This is a genomic window from Sediminitomix flava (assembly GCF_003149185.1).
GTDB classification, from domain to species: domain Bacteria; phylum Bacteroidota; class Bacteroidia; order Cytophagales; family Flammeovirgaceae; genus Sediminitomix; species Sediminitomix flava.
Genome location: NZ_QGDO01000005.1, coordinates 174,696 through 201,656 on the forward strand (window position 1 = coordinate 174,696; position 26,961 = coordinate 201,656).

The following is a 26,961-nucleotide window of genomic DNA, read 5'->3' on the forward strand; positions in this document are numbered from 1 at the left end:
CCCATCTAGTTTATCCCAGATGGGAGTTTTTTTATTGTTTTAGTTCTTAATAATTCGTTCAGTAATTCTTTTTCCATCATTTATAATTTCTAAAATATAGACTCCAGAAATCAAACTTTGGAGATCTAATTCAATAGAGGAGGATGGAGGATAACTTTTATGCAAAAGTTGTTTCCCTGTTAAATGGAAAAGATTTATGGTTAAAGACGAATTATTTAGATGAAGAATATCGATACTTAGCTTTCCTTCAGTAGGATTAGGGTAGATTTTAAAGTTACTTTTTACAAAATCATCATCTACGCTAGTGATTTCACCTACCGCAACTTTTGTAGAAGTATGGCTACAATCCCCAATTTGAATTTCAACATGAAATAAACCATTTTCTTCGGAAGCATTATATGTAGCATCAGTTGCTCCAACGATAACTTCATTATCCTTATACCATTGATAAGTGTCCGCAGGTGAGGCTGTAAGAATGTTGTTTTGACCTTTTGAAACGGAAGCTCCAGCCAATGTAATATAGATTTCTGAGGTAGAACTATTATCACTTTCGTCTGTCGCTTCAACTTCCAATGTGACTACAGCATAAGCTGTTAAGTCAGTTGAGACTGAAATAGTATTACTAGCCTCATCAAAACTAAGGTCAAATTCAGAAATACCTATAGTATTAGGTTTTACAGATTTGATATTTGTTACCGTTGTAATCGCATCTGGTGTAGCTGTATCATCTTCAATAATTTCATTGTAGTTGATGTTTAATGTACTACCTACACACATCACGAACTCATTTTCTTTCAGCCTAGGAGGATTATTGATGTCGTTTCTCACAGAAACTGTAAATTCATCAGTTACAGTTCTTCCTACTTTAAAGTTAGGGTCATCACTTGCAATAATTCTACAATCCAAAATACCATTAAATTGATATGGGAAGGACAAGTAGACTTTTGTGTCATTTACAATTTCATACTCATAAGGAAGTGTAGCACCAAATACATCAGATTCTAATTTAAAATAGAGAACATCTCCTTCAGGATCTCTGAACATTGCGTTTAGATCATCTACAATAAATTCTGAGAAGCCATGATTGACTTCCATATCCTTAATGTTTTTTCCATTAACGATTGAAGGTGGATCATTTTGGACTTCAACATTAAATGTAATTGGTTTTACTAGTTCAAAGTTTTCGACACCATTTGATACGGTTACTTCAACTGTAGCATCACCAGTAAATAATGGCGATATTATAACATCTAATTTGGTCTGGAAAGAACCATCTTTGTTTTGTTCACCAATAGTCAATTCAGGAATAACCAATTCAGCGTTTGATGAGGTGACAGAAAAACTCAGACGTAATTTATGAGGATCAGAAAAATGCTGATTCAAGTCTTGTGTTACTGTAATTGGAAGAGCTCCTTGTTTAAGATCATAATGATTTGGAAGTGGATTTGAATTACTTTCTACAGGTTTTTTATCAATTCGGTTGATATTCGCATTTATTCTGTATTCTACAGAAATATTGTTAGGTCCTGTAATTTGTAAATCTACATAGCCTTTATCATATGCTCCAGGAATAGGCTCTAAAGTAAGCTGTGCATTTTCTAAAGTATAATTGAATTTACTTTGTTTTATAATTTCAAAGTTTAGCGTTGCTTCAGAGTCTCCATACATTTCAAAGACAGTATTTAGGTCTTCAACGATTAGTTGAGAACCGCCGTCTTCTTCAAAGGGTTCTACACTGATACTTTGCCCACTAATAAATTTAGGCGCAAAGATTTCAACTGTTTGACTAAGCGTATCTAGTTCACAGGTCGTTCCAGCAATCTGAGTAATCGTATATTCACCCCCGTAGCTATAAGTGAATGAAGGATTAATTTCATTACTACCACTATTACTTGCTCCAAAGTGATAATTATAGTCAAAGCTGAATTTACTTTGATCGGTTACTGTAACCTCTAACTCATTTTGTTTTTCAAATGTAAAACCAGCTACAGGGAGACTATCACCGCAAACATCAAAATTAGCAGTTTTGGTTAATGACCATTTGTTACCTTGGTCTTTAACTCTAAAGTGGACAAAGTATCTGCCTTGGTCCAATGTTTCCTCAAGTGATTCTTGAAGTATCTCTGAAACTGATTGCGATGGAGTATTAAAAGTGAATGGAATACCATTGCCAATACCAGGGTCTGAGTCTGATATAAAGTACTCTCCACTAATAATATCTTTTGATGTTGGTTGAGATATAGGACTTGTTTTAAAGATAAAAACAGATGATGTAAGGCTCCAATTTCCTGATTCATCAAGAAAGCGAATACCTACTTTATGTTTACCAGTCGAGTATTCAGATAAATCTATATTAGGAGTAATATTTACATTCAGTGTCGGACTGTTTAGAGTAACTCTTTGTCCATTGCCAATACCAGGGTCTGTGTCAATGAAATATTCATAGGCTGTAAGTAGTTTAGGATCTGTAGTGGACTGCAATCCTGATTTATAAAATGTACTTACACTAGAAAGACTCCAAATTCCATTTTCATCTTTTACCCTAACTCCAAGTGTATGAAAACCACTCTCAATATTTCCTGTATTGATCGTGAAATTTTCTTTCACAAAGCTTGAGTCTTCTGAAAAGTTTAGCGTTTGTCCGTTTCCAACACCTGGGTCAATATCTATAAAATATTCAGCTTGGCGTATAGCACTTGTAGATTGTGCGTACAACATTGAAGAAAATACCCACAATATGAAACTAAAGATGATTTTTTGATTCATAATGAAAGATTGTTATTCGGTATAACTTGGGTAGTTTGCTTCTATTGTGATTTCAAGTTGATCGTTACTAATTAATGGAGTTGTGATCTGAACAGAATTAACTCTAGGAAAAGCATAGTTTTGAGCAGGATCAAAAGGTGCGTTTCCATCAGAACTATCTGCAATACCAATATTAGCTGTTTCAGAGCCTGTTCCAGTACCAAGGGCAGGAGAGCCTGATTGTAATCTGAAGTTACTCGCTATGATATCAGAAAGGTTGGAAAAGGAATTTTTTTGAACTAGAAATAAAGGGTTACTATCATTGATATTATCAGTCTGAAGATTGTCACCATTATTGAAACTATCTTTAGTTTGATAACATAGGTTATTATAAAAGTGCGATCCTGTCGTGTTATTTATTCCGATTGAATTTCTTTCTTCATAGCCATAGAAAATATTATTTGCTAGAAAGACACCATTGATATTTTCTAAAGCTGTTGTATTTAGTGCAAGAACAGGGTTGAAGATATTGTTTTTAATTAAGATACTGCTCCCTTTTGCATTTGCAATCCTACCTAAAATATTTGTTGAGAAACGAAATTCTGCACTCGGAGAAATGGAAGACCAATTATTAAATACAGTATTTGTGATAATGTTATTTTGAAAAAGTAAATCTCCTCCAAAGTTCGAGTTAATAGGATAGAAGTCTATTCTTCCAATATAATTGTGCTCAATAATTAATGCTGTAAAATCTGTATTTGAGCTTCCAAGAGCCTCGAAATACATATTATCTATAAAACAGTTAGCTATAGTAGTTTGATCTGCATCAGGTGAGATTCTAATTTCAGTGATCTTAGAAGCGAGACCATCATACTGATTCGCATTGTTAAAGTAACCACCACCAATAAGTTTGATCGATTTAGTAATTTCTATTTCGCCATAAGTTGTAGATGATGGATGTGCGTAAATATAATCACCGCTTTTAGCTTGGTTAATGGCATCTTGCAGATTATCAAAAGTCGCGGGAATATTTGGGTTGTTGCTTACGGTATGTATTTCTTGGGCAAAAATGGTCGGGATTGTAATAAAGAATATAAATAATAGGTTTAAGCTTCTCATGATTTTAGTTTTATGATTCTTAGTAAATCGAAAATAAATTAGAATAATATAATTTGTTATTGCGTGAAATTACTGATTTAATACCTCAGCAATTTTTATTCCTGTGTTATGTTTAATTCCCTTCAAGTATTCATAAAGGGGCTTATCAGTTATTTCTACTTGTTTATGAGTTAGAGAGGCGTGCATAAAATGTAGACGTCCATTTTTATGAAATGCAAAGCCAACATGACTAATATCTAATCCTTCAATGGAAGTACAAAGTGCGATAATATCTCCATTTTTGATACAATCTTCCACTTCATGTATTTTCTCCTTAGGAATAAAATAATGAAAATCGGAAGGCTTTTCAGAGTTTTGAGATTCAGCGATAGTATTTTCTATAGTAAGAATGCTATCATATACAATATCGTTTTTTAATGCTGGATAGCTATCTCTGTGTTTACTGATGAAATCGATTCGTTCGTCAATATATTCTCCACCACAAGTTTGTGTTCTATTTTTTATAAAACCTTTTTTACTATTATCAGAAAGCCACTCCGTATAATAATGAAGTCTGGAGGCATAGCCGTCTAATTTACCATTTCTGTATCTCACTTTTTCTAAACTTTCCGTGAATGCTTCTATCGGATTTTTAGAAGTCGGAGAGGTAATAGAAAGAGCCAAAGAATATTCTACAAATGTCACACAGTCTTGCCCTTTCAAACATACTCTAAGTTCTTCCGTTTTTCCTTCAAGAGTAGATGCTACATAAGGTGTTCCTAAAAATGTTCTAGCGAGTTGGATGACTTCTTCTCCTTTAGGTTTCTCTGCTGGATTTCCAGCATAGTACTCAAGCTTGTTTTTCCAAGCTTTTTCAAAAAGTAGTGAGTCTTCAGAAGTTATAATCTGAGCTGTTGATTGAAAGGAAATTAATAAAAAGCAGAAAAGCTTACATGTTATAAAAATATTATTGACTGTTCTTTTCATTCTAACTTCAAAATAGATTTCTGATTAAATAAAATCTTTCAAAAGAATCGCACATGATCATATCAATGAATTGAAATTGATGAATAACTGAATAAGTGTGACCTTCAGAAGATGTTCATTGTTGTAAAAGTACTAATTCTTAAATAGAACTTTTTAGTATTTGTTTAAGCTTTTCATTTTTTGAACTTAAAATTAGAAATAAAGAGTATTAGATAGGTTAGCTGAAATTTGTAAAGAATCATTCCTATTGGTTAAGATTTCATGAAAAAGCTTTTTAGCCTCACAAATCATTGCATAGCGCTAAAGTCGGTTTTGAATACTAATAGCTATTATACCGTATTGAGATTTATGTGTAATGGAACCAATTGTTAACCTGAATGAAATCATACGCTCTGTTCTACCTATGTTCTAAGTTGAATTCGACTGTTTACCTAGCTATACTATTATTATTGATGACAGTTGGGAAAGTGAAAGCCCAAGACCCACAGCTAACTCAGTTTTATTCAGCTCCTATATATCTAAACCCTGGCTTTATGGGGGCAACAGGTGATGGTAGAGCAGTGGTGAATTACAGGAATCAATGGTATAAACTACCAGCCAACTTTCGTACGATGATGGCCTCATTTGATACATATTTTCCTGCAAAAGATATTTCAGTTGGGATGCTACTCAAGAAAGATGAGTTAGGAGCTAACACTGATCAACCGATAGGTCAGTTTGATGGCGTAATTGGTGCATCGTATTTAGTTCACTTTCATCATAAGGTGAAAATGAGTTTGGGGCTTCAAGTAGGAGGGGGACAATTTGATTTAAATTATAATCATTTTGTATTCGGAGACCAGCTCTCAACCTTTGGGCATACAGGAAATAATTCGAAAGAAGAGTTTATCGGTCAGAAAGCTACCTTTCTAGATGTACACACAGGATTTGTATTGTATAGTCCTCACTTTTGGACAGGAATGGCTTTCCATCATGTAAACAAACCCGAAGTGAATGTGCTAGGAAGTGACTTTGAAGTACCTATGAAGTTTTCGTTGGAATTTGGCTATGTAATTCCATTAGAACATTCTAAGCATTATTTCGCTGGGAAGTATAAAAGAAGACGAGTAACTCTTACCATGCACTATAAACATCAAGGTGGAAATGAGCAGCTGAGCATAGGGGTTTACACACATTACGACCACCTGATGGCTGGAGTTTGGTACAGAGGATTACCTATAAAAATGATCAATAATAATATCGCCAATAATGATGCAGTAGCCTTTATGGGTGGAGTGCATTTTGGCTTTACAAAATTTACATACAGCTATGACTTGACTGTTTCAGAATTACCAACAGACCGTGCGGGATCGCATGAAATCTCACTATCATTTACACTAGACTTCAACAAAGATTACAAGAAAAAGCCTCATCATAAAAAGATGTATTTGCCTTGTCCAGTTCCATCTTCTTAATCAGAGGTTCAGCTCACTAAACGCAGTAATGCTATGAAAAAAAACTTTTTATATATTTTCTTCATTCTTCTCCTTTTTGCAAACCACAATGAGTCGTTTGCCCAGAGATTAGTAGCTGATATTTCTGGGACTCAAACTACTTACAATGGATCAAACTCCATAAGTGGTTGTGAGGGAGTTGCAATACAATTCAGTATTGACCCTGAAGGAGGTACAGTAACGAATTACTCATGGAATTTGGGTAACGGGAATAGCTCAACACTTGCAAGTCCTTTCGATCAGTATAATGCTACTGGTATTTTTACTGTGACAGCAAACTTTGATTATAACGGTACACCTACAACTATTACCGCTACTAATTTCATTGAAGTTTTTGATGTTCCTAATGTATCGCTTGAAGCGGATGTGACATCGGGTTGTGTCGGTACAACAGTCCAATTGGTTGTAGATGACACTACTTATCTTTTTGATGAAGTAACTTACTTAATAGACAATCAGACTTTTCAAGGAGATACGAGTCTAGCTGGAGCACCTGTTTCTGTGACGCTGAATAATTCTGGTGTTTATGATGTAGACATGCGTGTAATTACTCAAGATGGTTGTGATTTTATTGTAAGTAGAACGGGCTATATCACTATCTTAGATGATTTTGATGTAAGTATGTCTATTTCGCAAGAGCTGTTTTGTGGGAATACTGTGACAGTAGACTTTATTGGAGAAGCTAGAAATGAAAATGGAATGCTTATCAGTAATGATAGTGTCACATATACGTGGGATTTTGGAGATGGAAATACAGCCTCTGGTGATACTGTAAGCCATACTTATAATATAGCAGATGGTTTAAGTTTTACGCCATCGGTAGTAGGTAGGATTCAAAATTGTGAAGGAAGTACTACAAACTCTTTAGCTTTAAATCATTATACGATTACGGATGGTTTTGATTTTACACTACCATCGACCAATTGTAATAGTTATGAAATTACGTTTGATCCTTTATTGGATGAAACAACTTTTGCTGGATACCAAATATTATGGGATTTTGGAGATGGGGATAGTCTAGTAGCTAATATTGGGGATAATGTTGTACATGACTTTAGCAATTCAACATTAGGTACAATCACAAGAACGGTTAGTATTTCAGTGCTTGGAGTAGATGATAATTCATGTATTTATTCTGAAAATGTAACGATACCACCCGTACCAACTGCAGAAATTGAGATTGTAACGAATGACCTAAATTTCTGTTCTAACCCTTATTTGGTAAATGTCGAGATTGTAAATACGACAAATCTTAACAACTTTTTCTGGAGAATTCAAGGAGAAACAACAGAGCAGTTTCATAATCAAGATTCTGTGCAGTTGACGTTATCGAATAGTGGAATGTCGACCATTCAAATTGTTTTTGATTCTGGAGATCCCGCAACTAATTGTGTTCTTGATGAAATAGATGTAGAAACAGCAGATTTAGATGTGAGCATTTCTGGTGATGATGAAGGATGTGAGCCTTTTGGAGGAACATTAAATGCTACTGTTGGATGGAATGGGGGAGCGCTTCCCACAGGAATTTCAATTGCTTCTTATGAATGGCAAATCGTGGATTTAAATACTTCAACTGTTATTTATTCTGACACCACAACAGTTGACAATCTTAATTTTGCTGGATTAGCATGGGGTGAGTATGAGGCCTTCGTTACTGTGATTTCAGATTCAGTAGGAATGAATGCACCTTGTCAAGTTACTTCATCAGCCTTTCCAATCAATGTAGGTGTGGAGCCAACCTTAAGTTTTACAGCTTACCCTGAGCCGAATATTTGTAATAACAGTATGGTCACATTTACAAATACTTCAACTGTTCCAGCTGGATACACCATGCCTGTAACGTATGAGTGGAGTGTTTTAAATGACGGTAATTATGTAGCTTCTACAGACCCAAATGGAAATTTCACAACGATATACAATGGACTCGCTGATGGAACAACTATAGATGTTGCCTTGAGGTCTTATACCAATGGTTGTTATTCTACAGCATTAGTTGAAGTGGGTATTTTAACAATTGTAGGACCAAATCCGATCATGAGTTTTACAACCGATGCATGTAATCCTACAAGCATAGAGGTAGATAATATTTCAACTGGCATGCCATCTAATGGAATGTACATGTGGGATTTTACTTTCAATGATGGCGGAAGTATTTCAACATACTCGACAACAACCTCGAACCTAACAGAAGACCCAACGGAAAATGGAGACTTTCCAATTTTTGGAAGCTTACCTCAGGGGGATATACCAGCAAGTACAGTTATTGATGTGGACTTAACTATTATAGATACAACATCAGTCCCAACAGTTACACCGCCACCATTTTGTGAGGTTACGCAAAGTTTTCAAGCGACTATGCCACCTGCAATACCAACCTTATCAGTGAGTGTCTCGGATGATTCTGTATGTGTTGGAGAGGGGGTGATTTATACACCTTCAGTAACGAATGCAGTGTCTTACACTTGGTCAATTCAAGGAGACCAAGCAACTCCAGTAACGATTACAGACTTTTTCTCCACCCCAACAATCAACTTTACTGTTCCTGGGAATTATACAGGAACACTTGATATGATTTTGGCAAATGGCTGTTCTTACACAATAACACTTCCTTCAGTAAGAGTAGATGGTGTTAGTTTTGATTTGGATGTACCTACAGCAGCATGTGTGGGAGCAGATGTTGATTTTGATTTAACAAACTTTGTAACCTCTTCATCAAGTATAAATTGGTATTGGATTGTAGATACAGATACTGTACAAACTGGTACGGGCACTCCGATTTCCTCAGTGGATAATTATGTATTTAACAGTTCAAAGATGCCACAATCCGACACTTATGATGTAACACTAGCCGTTGATAATGGCATTTGTACATACTCAAGGACTGAACAAATTATAATTACAAAACCAAATGTAGAGTTTACAGGGAATGATGCAGATTATGTGACCTTTGAATATGGCTGTGATGATATTACTACAGAAATCGATATTTCACTATCAATGGATGATTTATACAATCCATTTACAGCAACCTTCGATTGGTATATGTACGATACGGGTACAGGCACATCAACTCCAGTAGCTGCAGCTGTTGGAAATAATTTTGCACCTTTTGAATTTGTCTTAAGTGATGGAATGTATGATTTTATCTTGGTAGTCACTGATGAAAATGGTTGCTCTGACCAAGATACTGTTTCATTTACTGTTCCTGCCATTCAAGTCACAGAACCAGATTTTACTGTTGATAATAATGTTTTGATGTGTCCTGATTTTGTGAACTTCACAGATTTAGCGAACGACTTAACAGGAAATACCTTAAGAAGAGAAGTACCTGATGGATTTGGCGGTCTTAAATCTATAGATCCATATTTATGGGAATGGGACTTTGGAGATGGTATTTTTGTGAATTCTGGAAATGGATCAGTTGCACATTATTATGCTAGACCAGGAACATACCAAGCTAGATTAAGGGTGCGAGATCAATTAGATGATGGAACAATTTGTATCTCAGATTGGTCTAATTTTCTTACAATTACTGTAGGAGGAACACAAGGGAGTTTTGAGTTTGATAGATATATTGGGTATGAATTTTATGATGTAAACACCTTGGATTCTTTAGCTGTAAACTTAACAGCTTTCCCAATCGATGATCCTAATACTGATATCACACAAACGCAATATGTTTGGGCATCAGGAGATGGACAGTTAGGAACAGATTCAGTTCAGACATTTAAATACATCGTACCAGCAGGAAATAACCAAGTAGTATATACGCCGTCGCTAACTTTCAGAGATGAAAATGGTTGTGATTATCCTGCTGATTATTCGGGCAGTCTAACAGTTTTGGATTGTCCAGAGTTTACCGTTTCTGATGTAACCCGATGTACATCAGAAGGGCAATTCAGTCTAGATATCACAGATACAAATTTTTCTACTGTAAATATTGATAGTGCAGATTATACTTATAACTCCACACTTCACTACCAATGGTCAGTGAATGGAACGGCTGTTTCAAGTGCTGATGGTGGGGATTTACCTACTGTTACAATTAATTTTGGTGATGCTGCAACCGCAGCAACAAACCCTTGGATTGTAGATCCTGATGATACACCAAAAGTCTACTCTGTTCGAGTGTGGATAGAAGCGGACTATACAGATAAAAATGATGCAACTAACAATATTACAGGTGAGGTAGTTTGTGAGCAAGTACAAAGCTTTAATGTTGACTATGATCCTAACCCTGTAGCTTTCTTCCAAGTTACAAATGCTATCACAAACCGTTGTGAAGGAACGGTTTTAAACTTAGATGCTTCGGGGACCAACTTTGCGCCTTTTACAGGAACTTCAATAGCTACTTATGAGTGGGATTTAGATAATGATGGTGCTTACGATGATGCAACAGGAGTCTCTGTAAATAATAACTTTGGAGCAGCTGGTTTTTATATGGTAGGACTTCGAGTGACCTCAGATGAAGGATGTCAGCATATTTTCCAAGATCAATTGGTAGTGACTCCTATACCTGTGGCTGATTTTACATATCAGAATGTGTGTGGCAGTTATGGCATTCAGTTTACAGATCTTTCATCGGTAACGGATATAGATAGCGATGAAATTGATACATGGGAATGGGATTTTGATAATGATGGTACTTATGATACGACCTACACCACTTTCGCCTCAACAATTACTTATGATTACCAAGCAGCAGGGAAGTCATTAGATCAGCAATACAATGTTAGTCTTCGGGTTACTACAAATAAGAATTGTACGCATACTTATTCGTTGACAAACATCCCTGTTTACTTTTTTAATCTTCCTGTAATGGATTTTGTAGCTGAGAGACAAGCTGACAATTTACCATTAGAAGCCTGTGTGGGTGAAGACTTTTTAATCACGAATAACACCACAATTGATAATTCTAACCTTTCAAGTTTTATTCCGCCATTAACTGCGAGTACGAATGAAATTGTGAGATTTGAATGGGATTTTGGAGATGGAAATACTTCTGTTGTAACCAATAGAAATCCATTCACACATCAATACACAGCAGCAGGTACTTATACGATATCTTTAACTGCCGTAACGGAAAGAAATTGTGCGACTATTTTACAAAAAGATGTTGAAGTACATGAATTTCCAAACTTAGCTATCGAATCGAATTTTACTGAAGGAAGTGATTTTAGAAAAATTATTTGTGAAGGGAGTGGGACAATCTCACCAAGAGCAGGAAGTGCTTTGAATGCAAATTTTGATTATTTGTGGACAATTCAACAAGTTAATGGAGGAGCAGCAAATGTCAGTGTAGGAAATACTTTCAACACACACTCTTTTGATGTAAATGCGGTTAGCTACGATTCGGGTTCAAGATTTCTTGAAGTAGGTTTTGATTTGGTGGTAATTGATACCTCTGAAAATTCTAATTGTACAATAACCTTAAGTGATTCAGTATATATTTATAGAGATCCAGATATTTTATTTGCGGACTCAATTGGGGTTTCTGACTGTGATACATCTTATACCATCATGCCGCTTGGTACAGAAGTCGTTAATGGCTATACCTATCAATGGAGTAATGTACCTGGTAGTATGTCAGGAGGAGTAGTTACATCTGGATCTTCCAATAATCAGGATTATTATACTGAGGTAACGAGTTTTGACCCAGATAGTGCACATGCTCAAATGCGATATGCTCTTAGGGTAAGAAATGATGGAAGTTTTAAAGGAATAAATACGGGTTGTGATGATAGAGATTCAGTAACAGTACACTTTTTCCGTACACCAGAAATTACAAATCAAGACTCATTGTTCTGTGCTCTTGTGAATGACACCTTACAGTTTACACCATTTGATACAGAAAATATTGTTGATTTCACAAATGTATGGTCAGAAACAACTGCGCCAACTGGAGGTGCAGTGGATTATTTAGATTTGAATGTTCAGAACCTAGAGATTGAACCTACCGCATTTGATAACAGTAGTACAAAAATTACAGGTAGCCTAACACTTCTTTCAACAAATAGTCTTTCTCCAACTTGTACTGATTCTGAAACTTATGATTATACAATTTACAGAAAACCAGATATCAATCTCACCGAAATGAAAGCTGGTGGAAGTTGTAGTTTGGAAGCTGAATTAAAACCTTTTGGAAATGAAGCAATAGACTATGACTATACTTGGTCTTTGGTCTCAGCTGTAGGAGGTACGGTCAGTGTTCAGAATAATTTGACAGACCAAGACTTGACTATTCAAGTAGATAATTTTGATTCTTTATCTTCAATTGTTCAAGTAAGATGCAAGCTAGTTGCAGTACACAAAGAAAGTATGACTTGTGCAGACTCTTCTGAAATAACAGTAGAGTTTTATAGAACACCTATTACAGATCTTAATCATATCAGTAGATCACCACTTTGCGAAGATGGTTCGATAGATGTTTCACCAAGTGAAGCTACAGTAAATGGGTTTGTGTATGAATGGACAGTTACTGACATTTTTTCTTCCCCAACTGATGGGGCAGGAGAGACAATAAGTATCAGTGATACTTCTATCTATGAACCAACAATTAGTAATCCTACATTTTTAGCAAATAGCTCACTTACAACAGTACAGCTTAATTTGAAGGTCAGCAATCTTGCAAACCCAACTTGTTTTACTCAAGATACACTTTCACTCACATTCTATGTCAATCCAGACCCTGCATTAAATGTAGTAACAACCGAAGATACATTAAGAGTAGGTACAGGGCAGAAAGTGTATAGGTTGGTTAATGATCAAGCGACTGTTCAGTTTGAAGATCAATCTACTCATCAGGCTCCAGGAATAAATATTAATGCAATTAATTGGGACTTTGGTGATGGGAATAATCTGTTTGCTCAAACGCCATTAGCTACAGTCACTAGTAATTACATAAATCAATACGGAGAGACTGTAATTTCGCTTACTGCAATTGACGATAGAGCTTGTCAAGATTCTGTACAAACAAGAATTTATCTTGCTCCTGAGCCAATTATTGACCCTGTTCAAATTACAAATGTTTGTATCGGAGATTCTACTCAGTTTAGTGTATTGGTTGATTATGCGATTGATTCATTAGAAAATAGAACAGATAACCAATTTGATTGGGATTTTGGTGACGGTACTGGCTGGCAAATGAATTTAGGAGAAAGTCCAACTCATTATTATGCAACACCTGATAATTTAAACGATACAACTTTTACGGCAACTCTTAGAGTAACAAGTAGATATGGTACAACATCTACCAGAACCTTTGATGTTGATCTTTTGAGAACGCCTTATTTTGATGATTATGAAATAGTCTACAATGGAGATTCGTGTTCCAATGATTTTACTGCTTTCCCATTGGGACAGTCGGATATAAATACTGGAGTTTTTAACTATTCTTGGGTTGCAACAAATGTGACCGGAACAGATGGAAATACTCCTTTAGATGCTTTAGTAGCAGACCCTACAAATGAAGATCAGAATGCCAACGTAGGTTTTGCTCTCCCTAGCAACATTTTCGGGCAAAATGAAACTAGGGTGGTTTTGACTTATGAGTTGACGATGGCCAATGTTCAAGACTCGTTGAATTGTATAGCAGTTCTAGATACCTCTATGACTTTTTATAGAACTCCAGTATACCTAAATGATTCAATTACTAGAGCTAACTTCTGTGATCTTGAAGTAGATATTAAACCTTTAGGAGATTCCATCACAATTGCTCATGGAGCAGGGTTTAATTACCAATGGTCTATTGTTGATGGAAGTTTAACTGGAGCGAGTATTTCTGAAGCAGACTTTTTAATTCAATCTGGTTTAGCGACTCAGCTAAATAATCAAAATGTCAATTTATCAATCAGTAATACCATTTTTGCGAATGGAGAATCTGAGATATTCCTTCAAGTTCGTTCTGAGATAGAAAATACATTTAGGACTTCTTGTCAAGATTCAAAAATCTATGATGTGTATTTCTATCGTACGCCTGAGATTGATTTTACAGATGATCTAACAGCTTGTGGTGATGAAATAAATATTGCACCACTTGGAGCTGAACTTGTAAATGGCTTTAGTTATTTATGGCAAATTACAAGTTTCGATGGTTTTGATGGTACGCCATCTATCACGGCAGGGAATGATACACTTCAAAATCTGAACTTTAGTATTTCGAATTCAGATTTCATTTCTGATACTTCAGTCATTGATTTAGATTTTAGATTAAGTGTTGCTCATCCTGTAGATGTAAGTGATTCAAGTTGTTTGGTTACCAAAGATACCTTAGTAAAGTTTTATCGTACACCAATTGTTGACCTTACTTATCAGAAAGTAGCCAACGATACCTGTGCTCAGATAGCAACCCTTTTCCCTTTGGAAGACACAGTAAAAGGCTTTATTTATGAATGGTCATTAGTATCAGAAAATAGAGGTCATATCACGCTTCCTTCAGACTTGAGTGCTAGAGAACTATTGATTGAAGTAGATTCTTTTGCAATGGGAGAAGTAGATATTGAAGCAACCTTCAAATTAAAAGTTTGGAATTCGGAGTCTGTAAGCTGTGTAGATAGTTCGACTGTAGATATTCGTTTTTATAGAACACCAGAGACTATGGTGATGACCACAGGTAGTACTTGTGATCAAGATGTGATGTTTACATCTGCGAATGAAACTTTAATGAATGCTGATTATGTATGGAATCAGTTAGCTTTATCGGGTGGTACGGTTAATATCATGGGAGATTCTACTAGGGAGCTTCAAGTAATGGTAGATGATTATTCTGATGGAAGTACACAGATTGATGTTACATATGAAGTTGCAATTATCAATACGCTAGTAGCCAATGATTGTGATGACTATGATACATTAAGCTATACTTTTTACCGACCGCCTTTAATTGACCTAACTATTGAAAGAGATTCTTGTGATGGGCAGATAGTTTTTAAATCATTTGGTGACGAAACGATTGCAGGTTTTGATTATCAGTGGAGTATTGACAGTTTGAGAGGCGGTAGTGTTCAGAATTCAGATTTGTCTCTTCAAAATTTAAGTGTTTCGCCAAATTTATATGATAGTCTTTCGCATTCAATAGAAGTTTTCTTAAGTCTTGAAGTTGAAAATATAGCATCTGGTTGTACAAATATTCAAGATACATCTGTCGTGCTAAAACGAATCCCGAATGCTTTTACTAGCGCTGATAATCAGAATACTTGTGCTAGTGATACACTTTCATTCTCTGCTGATGAAAGTGATAATAGTGGATTTGTGTATGATTGGTCAAGAATCCAATTGGAAGACAATCTTAATCAACCTAAAACGACTATTTACGAGAGTAATCGGAATTCATATGAGTTGGATTTATCTTATGACAATAATCTTTTTAGTGGAGAAGAATTATTCGTTGAAGGACTTTATGAGATTAACATTCAAAATAGCTTATCAGATAGTTGTGTATCTGTCGATACTGTAAATGCTAGATTTTATAGAATACCAGAAACAGGTTTGTCATTTGCATGGGATAATTCAGATTCATGTGCACAGGAGTTGACGATTACTCCGATGGAAAATAAGGTTAGTGGATTTATTTACTCATGGAGTATTGTAGAAGTAGATAGTGGAAGTGTAGATACACTTTGGATAAATGATGATTATGAATTAGAAGTCTCTGTAGACTCTTACAATACTGGAGAATCTATTATAGAAGCTTCAATAGAGGTTGAAATCACCAATAGCCTGAGTGGGAGTTGTACTGTAAAAGATACGATTGATATTGTATTCTATAGACCTCCTTTTATAGTTGCAACAGTAGATTCTCTTGCCTGTACATCTGAGTTTACTTTACATTCAACACCTGAAGAAGTTTCAGGTTTTAATTATACTTGGTCTCAAACATCTGTCAATGGTGGTTCTGTTTCGATGGGAGTAACCGACAAAGATAGTCTAGTTGTGAATGTGACTTCTTTTGATTCAGCGAGTACATTTGTAGATGTAGTTTATCAATTGGATGTGATGCATGATTCTGTAAATGCATGTCCAATTACAGAGAATTATGCCGTTAGATTTTATAGAACACCTCAACTTTTCTACAACATTGCTCAAGACAGTTGTTCAGATACAGCAGCTTTAAATCCAATATCCAATGAAGTTATTTCGGGTTATAATTTTACTTGGTCAAAAACAAATACTATTGGAGGACAAGTTTCAACTGCTGATTCAACAAGTCAAATTTTGAATCTCAATCTCTCTAATTTTGATTCACTTTCGCATAAAGTAACTGTAGACTATCATTTAGATATAGAAAATCCTGATCAAAATAGTTGTTCAATTGCTCATGATACTACAGTTGTATTCTATAGAACACCAAGTGTAGTTTTTGCTACAGATAGTTTATTTAGTTGTGCAGATAGTTCGTTAGTAGCGAGTGTTCAAGAAGACTCAATAGGAGGATTTGATTACACTTGGAGGCAAATATCAATTCAATCGGATCAGTCTGTTGTTTCTCAGCAAATCAATCAGAATTCATTATCTGATTATGAGCTTCAAACTACTTTTGCAAATGTAGATTTCCCTTCTGACGCGGCTCGTATGATTTTCGGTTATGAGTTGAGTGTAGAAAACGCTGAATCTACTAGTTGTGCAAACTTAGATACTATCAATTTTGTTTATTACCGAATCCCAGACTTTGATCTTACGGTAACAAGAGCAGGAAATGATAGCTGTGCGTCTATGGCGACATTCCAAGCCGATGAAGCTCAAGTAAACGGTTTCAATTATCAGTGGACAGTACTAGATACCACAGGTGGAGCTGTAAGCGTGGTCAATAACCTTACAGATTATAATCTAGATGTTGCTTTGGATTCATTTGCTATAGGTAGTTCTGAGGTGGAAGTAGAAGTAGAACTAATAGTGGGTAATTCATTTACCACAAATTGTACTCAAAGAGATACCCTATCGGTTATTTTCTATCGAACACCTGATTTGGTTTTAAATTTAGATCAGTCAGCTTGTTCTGAACACTTTGTATTGAATATCACTGAAGAGTCAGTTGGTGGATTTAATTATGAGTGGGATGTGATAAATGTCTTAGGTGGAAGTGTAAGTTATACTAACTATCTTGATGATAGTTTAGCTGTTTCAGTGGATTCATTTGCAAATGGTAGCTCGTTTATCGACGTGTCAGTTGAATTGGATGTAGAAAATGCGAACTCAACGTCATGTCAAGATACCACATCAACGATGGTGAGAATTCACCGTACACCAGTTGCAAATATTCAATTAGATTTATTGGATTGTGCCCAATCATCTCAAGTAGATGCGATAGGCGGAGAAACAGTTAGTGGATATACTTATTTATGGACGTTAATTGATGATGAAGGAGGTAGTGTTCAAATCACAAATCCAACAGGTGAAGTAACTGATATTAGGGTGCAATCCTTTGATTCATTGTCCTTTGATATTGATGTTTCTGTAGCCTTATCAATTACCAATACAGATAATCCAAGTTGTATCGATCTTGATACATTGACTTTCAAATTCTATAGAACACCAGATGCTTCTATCAGTGCAGATAGTTTGTTTGCTTGTTCAGATGGACAAATTCAAGTTTCGCCAACAGAACTAGCAAATGATAGTCTGATTTATATTTGGTCAGTAGGCACAGTAGTAAGTGATCAAGGAGATAATTTGGCTATTCAACATAATGGATTGAACAGCTATCAATTCTCATCAAGTTTTGTAAATGCGACATTCTCTGGTCAAGCAACCGTAGCATATGCAAAAGTTGGATTAGATGTTCAGAATACCTCTTTAACAAGCTGTTTGGATACAGATTCTGCAGTCTTGACTTACTACAGAATCCCAAAAGTTGAAGCCAAAGCAACACCAATGGTCTCTTGTACTGAAGGCGTTGAATTTACTTTGGATGAGGATTCAATAGGTAACTTTAATTACTATTGGAAACAAGAAAGTGTAACAGGTGGTACAGTGACCGCATTAGGCGATAGTTCTGATTGGAATTTTGAAGTATTAGCTTCAAGCTTTGATAGCGGAAGTCATCAGATAGAGCTTACTTACAGTGTCTTAGTTGTAAATAATAATTCAACCACATGCTCAGAAACAGATACAATCACCTATATCATAGAACGAGCTCCGCACATAGATTTATTTGTGTCAGCACATAACTGTGAGGATGATATATCCTTAAATGCAATCAACGCTGAAGGAATTACTGGCTTTGAATATACTTGGACAAAACTGACAGAAACAGGAGGAGCGGTAACTAATACAGATACAACTTCAGCAAACCTCAATGTGATGCTAGATCGTTTTGATAATACAGCTCATAAGCTAGAGGCAGATTATGAAGTAAGGGTGTCAAATCCAGATTTAGCACTTTGTGATGAGGTATCGGATACTACAGTTGTATTCTATAGAATCCCAGAAGCTGAGATAGCTAATTCTACTTATTCGAATTGTGCAGATAACGTAATTAGTTTAAGTGCCGTAGAAGATTCTGTAGGTGGATTTAATTATCGTTGGGAGGAAATCGCAATGAACACAGATGCAGGTAGTTTGACTGCTTTAAGTTCAGTAAGTGATACCTCTAACTACGAGCTTTCTTTAAATATGACTAATGTAGATTTTCCAGTTACGACTTCTACAGTGAGTGTGACTTATGTACTTCATATTGAAAATTCTGAGTCAGGAAGTTGCACTGATTCAGATACTGTCTCAGTGAACTTTTACCGTACCCCTAATGCCGATTTAGCATTTACAAGAACTGCAAATGATAGTTGTAGTAATAGTTTATTACTAGCTCCAACTGAAGCACAGGTGACAGGTTTCAACTATAAATGGAGAACCCTTTCAGTAAATGGTGGTACAATTAGTTTAGATACTCTTTTGAGTGGTTACGAATTAGAAGTTACGTCTTCGTCTTTTGATAATGGAAGTGCTCAAATCACTGCACAATTTGAAATATTAGTTCAAAATAGTGCTGATACTTTATGTGCTGATCGTGATACGATTTCTGTGAATTTATATAGAACTCCAGAGGTAGTTTATTCTAAAATTGGAGATGATTGTGATGATGAAATAGACCTATTTGCTAACTCTGAAAGCATATCCGATTTCAATTATACTTGGACATTGCAAACGTCTACAGGAGGAACATATCAAACCTCTGCTTTGACGAGCGATAGTTTGAATATTGAAACGCTCACATTTGATAATGGTAGTTCGCAAATCGATTTGACATATAATTTAAGAGTAGAAAATGCGCTATCTACCAATTGTTGGGTAGATACCTTGGTTAGCGAGTCGATTTTTAGAATCCCAGAAATTGATTTTGCTTTGAATCTAGATTCTTGTGATCTGTTAGCAGAAATTGATGCAATTCAATCTGAAAATATTTCGGGATATACTTATCAGTGGAGAGTCTTGAATAGCGTAGGTGGTTCTGTAGCTATAAATGATAGTACTTTAGAAGATATTGATCTAAGTGTTACAAATTTTGATTCTCTTTCTCATAAAATCATTACAAACCTAGAAGTACAGGTTCGTAATGCTAATCAAATGACCTGTGCTGATTTGGATACGATTGAGGTTATATTCCATCGTTCACCTTCGGCTCAGATTCTTGCTGTACAAAGAGATACTTGTGCAGGTAATGAATTAGCGTTAAGACCTATCGAAAGTGAAAATTCAGGATTTATTTATCAATGGTCAAGATCGGATGTTAGGGTTGATACAGGGACAGCTCCGGCAGTATCAATGCAAGCTGCCACAAATGCATATAACCAGAGTTTTATTATTCAGAATAGTGACTTTACAGGGCAAACGACAACAGCTGCCTTTGCTGCATTCCTAAATGTGGAAAACACAGAAAGTAGTAATTGTAGTAGTACTGATTCTGTAATCCTAACTTTCTATAGAATTCCTGAAGTTGATTTGGTCTCAAGTTATGTAGGTAATGATAGCTGTTCCGATCAGATTAATATTCGTCCACAAGAAATTGAGATTTCTAATTTTGAATATTCATGGAGTAAAATAGAAGAAGAAGGTGGAAGTGTAAGTGAGTTTACTAATCTTGATGTATATCAATTAGGTGTAGATGTAAATACGTTCAATGTAGGGAGTTCTGTAGTGCGTGCCAGATATGAATTAATGGTGCGAAATGAATCAGATTTGACCTGTAGTGCTAGAGATACGATAGATGTTTTCTTCTACAGAACACCAGATATTTTAGCGCAATCTGATCTTCAAACCTGTGAACAAGCTGTTGTTCTAACCTCAAATACTGAAAACGTAGTTGGTTTTGAATACCAGTGGAACTTGGAAAGTATAAGTGGTGGTAGTCTACAATTAGGGAATACAAGCTATGATAGTTTGGAAGTAAGCAGTCCATCATTTGATAATGGTAACCACTTTATAGATGCTCGTTTTAAAGTGGTATCTGAAAATGAAGTAACAGCATGTCAAGATAGTAGTGAAGTTGATATTAGAATTCATAGAGTCCCTTCTATCAATTTCGATATCACAAAAGCCGATTGTGATGAAAATGCTGTAATCACATCGTTCGGATCGGAATTGATTGCTGGATTCGATTACGAATGGGATATTTTAGATGATGATGGTGGACAAGTTTCAATCGATAATTCGGCAGCTCAAGATGTTAGATTTATAGTAAACTACTATGATTCATTGAATGCTAAAATTGACCTAGATTTTAGGTTGACAGTAGAAAATAATGATTCTCCAGATTGTGAAGATATTCAAGATTCAACGCTTACATTCTATCGTACACCGAAGGCAACATTGGCTTTTGATAGTTTGACCAGTTGTATGAATATGCTTTCAATCAGTGCTGTGGAGGATTCTATTCCTGATTTCAACTACGCTTGGTCTATTCAGTCTCTTAATTCGGATGGAGAGAATTCAAGTATTTCTATTGAAAATTCAGACTTGAATCAGTATAACTTAGATATTCTAGTGGATAGTGCTGGTTTCCCTGCGAGTGCCTCTTGGGTTTCAATGGATGTGATGTTGAATGTTGAGAATAGTTTTAGTTCAACTTGTAGTGATTTGGACTCTGCTCAATTGATTTTCTACAGACAACCAAAAGTTGAGTTAGCATCAGCATATATTGGAGGGGATTCATGTTCTTCACATATTTCAATTTTCCCTCAAGAAGACAGTGTTGGAGGGTTTACTTACACTTGGAGGAATATTTCTACTACTGGAGGAAATATCGTGACGGATCATTTAAATACAGCACATACACTCGAAGTTGAAGCGATATCGTTCAATGGTAATGAAACTGAAATTCATGCACAGTTTGAGTTAGTTGTACAGAATAGTTCTTCAACTACTTGTAGTGCTTCAGATGTGATCGATATTTATTTCTACAAAACACCGACCTTATCTTTTAGCCAAAACAATCAGTATTGTTCCTCTGATAACATTTTGGTGTCGCCAGTAGAAGATGAAAACGAAAACTATAATTACACTTGGGACGTTGTGAGTCTTACCGATCAAAATGGAAATACATATAGCTTTGACCAAGTTTCTGACCTCAATGATTATCAACTTGGCTTGGTCTTCAATAGCTTCCCTCAAGAAGTAAGTGAACTAGATGCTGTTTTAGTTCTAAGTGTTGAAAATAGTTTGAATACTCAGTGTCAAGTTTTTGATACGCTTCAATTCTCAATTTTAAGATCTCCAGAAGTGAACTTGATGGTAGAATACACGCCTTCATGTTTGGATGAAACAATGAGAATTACTCCTGATATCGACTTTGTAGAGGATTATAATTATACGTGGGAGTTAGATACAGCTTATGATGATCTAGGTAATAGTATTATTCCTGTTACATCCGATTTACAAGGAAAGTATTTAGAAGTATCAAGACCTTCTACAATTGATATGTCAGCTGTAAGTTTTACAGCAGTGTATAGAGTCTCAATCGAGAATACATCTACAAATACGTGTATAAGCTCAGATACAATCAGTTTGAGATTTGATAGGGCTGCCGATATAAGTTTAGCAGTAGCTGATACTTTATCATGTTCTGATGAAGTTTTAAGCCTTAGAGTAAATGAAAGTAGAGTAGATCGCTATAGTTTTGACTGGTATGTAGAACAGGTTTTATCAAATACTTCAGAGGTAGGAACAGTTGATCACACTTTAGATTCTCAAGATAGAACGATTCAGTTAGATAAGCCTAGTTTCCCATACGGTTCAAGTTATTTGAACATCGATTTGAGAGCCGAATCACATAACCTCGAAAATGACAGTTGTTCAATAGGGGCTTATTATTCAGCGATCATGATCAGAAAACCAAGCTTTGAAAACTTGAGTGAGACAATTGCTGATTGTGGACTTCAAACATTGATCAAACCATTTGGAGATGAAAGCATTGCGGGGTATGAGAATTCATGGTCAATTCAAAGTAGTTCTGGCTTAAGTATTAATCCTACATTGGATTCTACTCAAGTAAATATGATGGATCTTAGCTTTGGCATTACAGAAGCTGATTTTTCTACGGGAAGTCACAAAGCTGAAATTACATTTGCGCTGACTACAGCAAACAATAGTATTGATAGTCTTTCATGTGTTGATTCAGTACAATATACTTCCGTATTTTATAGAACACCATCAATTGCTTTTGAACCTGAATATCTGAGTAGCGATAGTTGTTCGAATCAAATCAGTATTAATTCTAGCTCAGAAGATATTTCAGGTTTTAATTATACTTGGGTGAAAGTGGAGGAAGAAGGTGGAAGTGTAAGTGTCTCAAATGATATGACTAAAGAAGTAGAGATTACTGTTGATAATTTTGAGGCAAGCTCTTCAGTGATAGAAGTACTTATGAGGTTGGATGTTGAAAACTCAGAATCGACATCGTGTACTACTTCAGATACAATTAGAGTTCGATTGTTCAGAGACCCAAGCGCTCAAATTGTGATTGCAAGTGCAGCTGATTGTAATGATCAAATTACTTTTACTCCACAAAGTGATATGATTGAAGGAATTGCGTATAACTGGACTGAAAATGAAATAGTAGGAGGACAAATTAATACGACAGGGCAAGGAACGTCATTTGAAGCAGATATAATTTCATTTGATAGTGCTTCTCATAAAATAGATTTTGAGGTGACACTCACAACTCAAAATACGAACTCCAATTCATGTAGTAATACTGAGACAGTATCCTATACATTCTACAGAACTCCAGAGATTAATTTTGCTGTAGTAGAAGGAGATTGTGAGGAAACAAAAATCATTAATCCTTTTGGTTCAGAAGTAATGATGGGTTACGATTACTCTTGGAGTATTAGCTCGCAAAGTGGAGGTACAATTCAGTTATCTAGTACAAGTTCAGAAAGTATCTCGGTGAATGTTAATCAGTTCAATTCGAATAGTCATGTAATTGATGCGATCATCAGACTTGAAGTTCAGAACAGTGAATCAACTACATGTTCTGACATAGAAGAGATTTCTATCCAATTTAACAGAACACCTTCTGTTACCTTAAATTCTGATGAGAGAATTGTTTGTGAGGATGATCAAATAACTCTCGGTCTTGATGAAGATGTATTAAATGGTTTCGATTATCAATGGGTACAAGTCAACTTGAGTACAGACACAGCAGGTGTAACTAGCTTAAATAATACGGATTTGAGTTTACCTAGTATTGACCTATCTAATCCGGTTTTCCCGATGGGAGCAGCCATTGTAACAAGTACTTATGAATTACAGGTATTGAATGAAAATTCTACTTCTTGTTTGGCATCTGATACAATCACAGTTTCTTTCGCAAGGACTCCAACAGTGGAATTGATAGAAGTTGAAAATAACTTCTGCTCGGTAGCAGCAGTACCAATTTTCCCAATAGAGGACGAAGATGTACGAGGCTACACTTATCAATGGCGTAAAGTTGTTGCTAGAACTGATCAAGGAGATGATGTAACTCTTCTTGAAGAAGGCCTAAATGAGAAACAATTATTCGTAAGCTTTGATGATGAACTTTCTAGTAATATTAGTGAGATTACTGCTACTTATGAATTATTAGTTTTCAATTCATATTTACCTTCTTGTCAAGCATCAGAGCAAATTACCTTCACCATTCAAAGAGCAGGAGCTGTATCGATTATTGAAGATGAAGATTCAATTTGTGGGCAAACAAGTTACTCATTTACACCTGGTGAAAACATGCCAGAAAACTATAGTTTTGAGTGGACTAAAGTTGAAGAATCGACAGATTTGAATACTGAAACAAATTGGGTTTCTAAAACTAGTTTAGCAAATAATGCAATCCAAATAGATATCGATAGTTTCCCAACAGGAACAGCGCAAATTACAGCATCTTATAGCTTAATGGTATCTAGAAATGGAAATGCGATGTGTGTAACTGATTCAGTATATACACGAACGTTCATCAGAGAGCCTAATGCCTTCATAAATAATGAATATCAAATATGTTATAGTGATTCAATAACCTTGGTTCCTTTAGGAATGGAGGAGGTTTCTAATTTCTCTTATCGTTGGACGCAAATACAAGGATTTGAAGATAATGATGGTTTAGAGCATATCATTTCATATTCAGACACGCTATCTGAAACTTCAAATATTTTACTGACCAGTCCTGAGTTTCCAGATAATGTATATACGCTAACCACAAGGTATCAACTTGAGATATGGAATAACTTTAGTCCTAACTGTAAGCAAACATTAGAAACTGATGTAGTCTTCTATAGACTTCCTGAATTTGTAGTGGCTGATACAACTTCTATCTGTGAAGGCGAAGGAATCACCCTTTCGATGATTGACAATACGCTTTCGGGCTTTATTGCTAATTGGGATATTGTAGATGTGAAAGGTGGAAGTATAAATTCTATATCTAATCTTTCTCGTAACCAAATTTCAGTATCTGAAAATGCATTTAGTTCAGAAAGTGATAGTATTAAAATCTCATTAATAGCGAGTATTTCCCACCAAGAAAATACTAGTTGTATTGAACAAAAAGAGGTGGAAGTCTATATCATAAAAACTCCAGAAGTAGTCCTAAGTATAACAGACAACTGTGAAGATACAGCAGTTTTATTTGATGCAAGTGAAAGTCTGCTTTATGATAAACCACATCGTTTCTATTGGAGTATTGATCTAGGTAATGTATGGAATGAAACAACTGAACCATATTTTGAATCAACATTCAATCAAGCAGGAGATCAAGAAGTGTGGTTAAGAATAGAAAATGAGACAGGTTGTAGTTCTGATATTTTCAAACAGCAATTCTATGTTAATCCAACGCCAGAACCTTTATTTAGTATCGAGAACACTTGTTTAGGAGTTGAAAGCAGATTAGTTAATTCTTCTACAATAAGTAATAATACACCATTGACCTATTCTTGGGAAGTCAGAAAAGATAGTATGTTGGTTTACACAACTGATGAATCTGAACCAGTTTTAAATCTAGAAGAGGCAGGGAATTATGAAGTAGTTCTTTATGCCATTTCCGAATTAGGATGTCGAGATTCATTAACTAAGAATTATGAAGTATATCCACTTCCAGTAGTTCAAATTTCCGAAGACAAGTATATCTGTGAAGGCGATGCAATCAATCTAAATGTGAGTGGAGGGGAGGTATATCATTGGAGTACTGAAGAAGAAGGAGAGGAGATCGTAGTTTCACCAACAGAAGATACCTATTACTATGTTGAGGTAACGGATGAAAATGGCTGTATTTCTACTGACTCTGTCAAAGTTTCAGTAATTCCTAGAGTACCATTAGAATCAAAAATCAGGTCATGTGTGGGTGAGGTTGTCACCTTAGATGCTCGAATTATGAACTATGATGGATTAGTTCAAACCTATGAATGGTCTACAGGAGCAACTACACCATATATAGATGTTACAGAGTCAGGAATCTACACGGTACAAAGTATGGTAGAACATGCTAGTGGAGTATCTTGTATGAATACTTTAGATATCAATGTGAAGTTTAATCAAGCTCCACCAAAAACACTTGAGGCAGATACAGTCTACTGTTTTGAATTTGGAGATGTCATGACTTTATCTGCAGCCGAGGGCGATGACTTTACATACTATTGGCATGATACAGGCGAAACAACACGAACTGTTGAGAGAAGAGGTTCGGGTACGTATTCGGTGACGGTTGTAGACGAATCAGATACGACTTTCTGTACGATGACCGATACGATTTCTGTTCAAGAGATTTGTCCACCAAGGGTTTACTTACCAAATGCCTTCACTCCAAATAATGATGGGCTAAATGATGTATTTATTTTAAAGACAGCATACGCATTAAATATCACCTTAAAAATATTTAATAGATGGGGTGAAGAAATCTTCTTTATGAATTATGAAAACTCAGAAGAAGCCAATGAAGAAGGCAATGCTTGGGATGGAAAAAATGGAAGTAAAGAAATGCCAGCAGGTACTTACAATTACATCATAATGTATGAAAGTGAACTTGAACGGGGTAAAATGTTGACGGAATATGGTCAGATAACTTTAATACGTTAAAAGATCATACTCTATCTTAATCTAAAGTAACTTAACTATAAGTAGGATTAAGTTAGGAAAGACTTTTTCTTAAGTAATGTATTGGGAGGGAATTTGAACAAAAGATCAT

5 protein-coding genes are annotated in these 26,961 nt (G+C 35.6%); 2 read left to right on the forward strand and 3 right to left on the reverse strand.

The window, feature by feature from the left end:
- Nucleotides 1–39 precede the first annotated feature (39 nt).
- The 3 genes from BC781_RS18225 to BC781_RS18235 all read right to left on the reverse strand — a co-directional run bounded on the left by BC781_RS18225 (nt 40) and on the right by BC781_RS18235 (nt 4,830).
- On the reverse strand, nt 40–2,766 hold the full coding sequence (locus tag BC781_RS18225; RefSeq protein ID WP_109620493.1) for a T9SS type A sorting domain-containing protein: 2,727 nt from the start codon (nt 2,764–2,766) through the stop codon (nt 40–42).
- 12 nt (nt 2,767–2,778) lie between these two features.
- On the reverse strand, nt 2,779–3,864 hold the full coding sequence (locus tag BC781_RS18230; RefSeq protein WP_109620495.1) for a hypothetical protein: 1,086 nt from the start codon (nt 3,862–3,864) through the stop codon (nt 2,779–2,781).
- Between the two features lie 69 nt (nt 3,865–3,933).
- Nucleotides 3,934–4,830 carry an N-acetylmuramoyl-L-alanine amidase-like domain-containing protein gene (locus BC781_RS18235; protein ID WP_109620497.1) on the reverse strand — a complete coding sequence of 299 codons (897 nt, stop codon included), beginning with the start codon at nt 4,828–4,830 and terminating at the stop codon, nt 3,934–3,936.
- A 377-nt stretch (nt 4,831–5,207) separates the two neighbouring features.
- On the opposite strand from BC781_RS18235, the gene BC781_RS18240 reads away from it, so the two are divergent.
- Nucleotides 5,208–6,284, forward strand: coding sequence for a PorP/SprF family type IX secretion system membrane protein (locus tag BC781_RS18240; protein ID WP_109620500.1), 1,077 nt, complete (start codon nt 5,208–5,210; stop codon nt 6,282–6,284).
- 33 nt (nt 6,285–6,317) lie between these two features.
- Nucleotides 6,318–26,852 (forward strand): PKD domain-containing protein, encoded by a 20,535-nt coding sequence (locus BC781_RS18245; RefSeq protein ID WP_109620502.1) that lies wholly within the window; start codon nt 6,318–6,320, stop codon nt 26,850–26,852.
- Nucleotides 26,853–26,961: the final 109 nt, after the last annotated feature.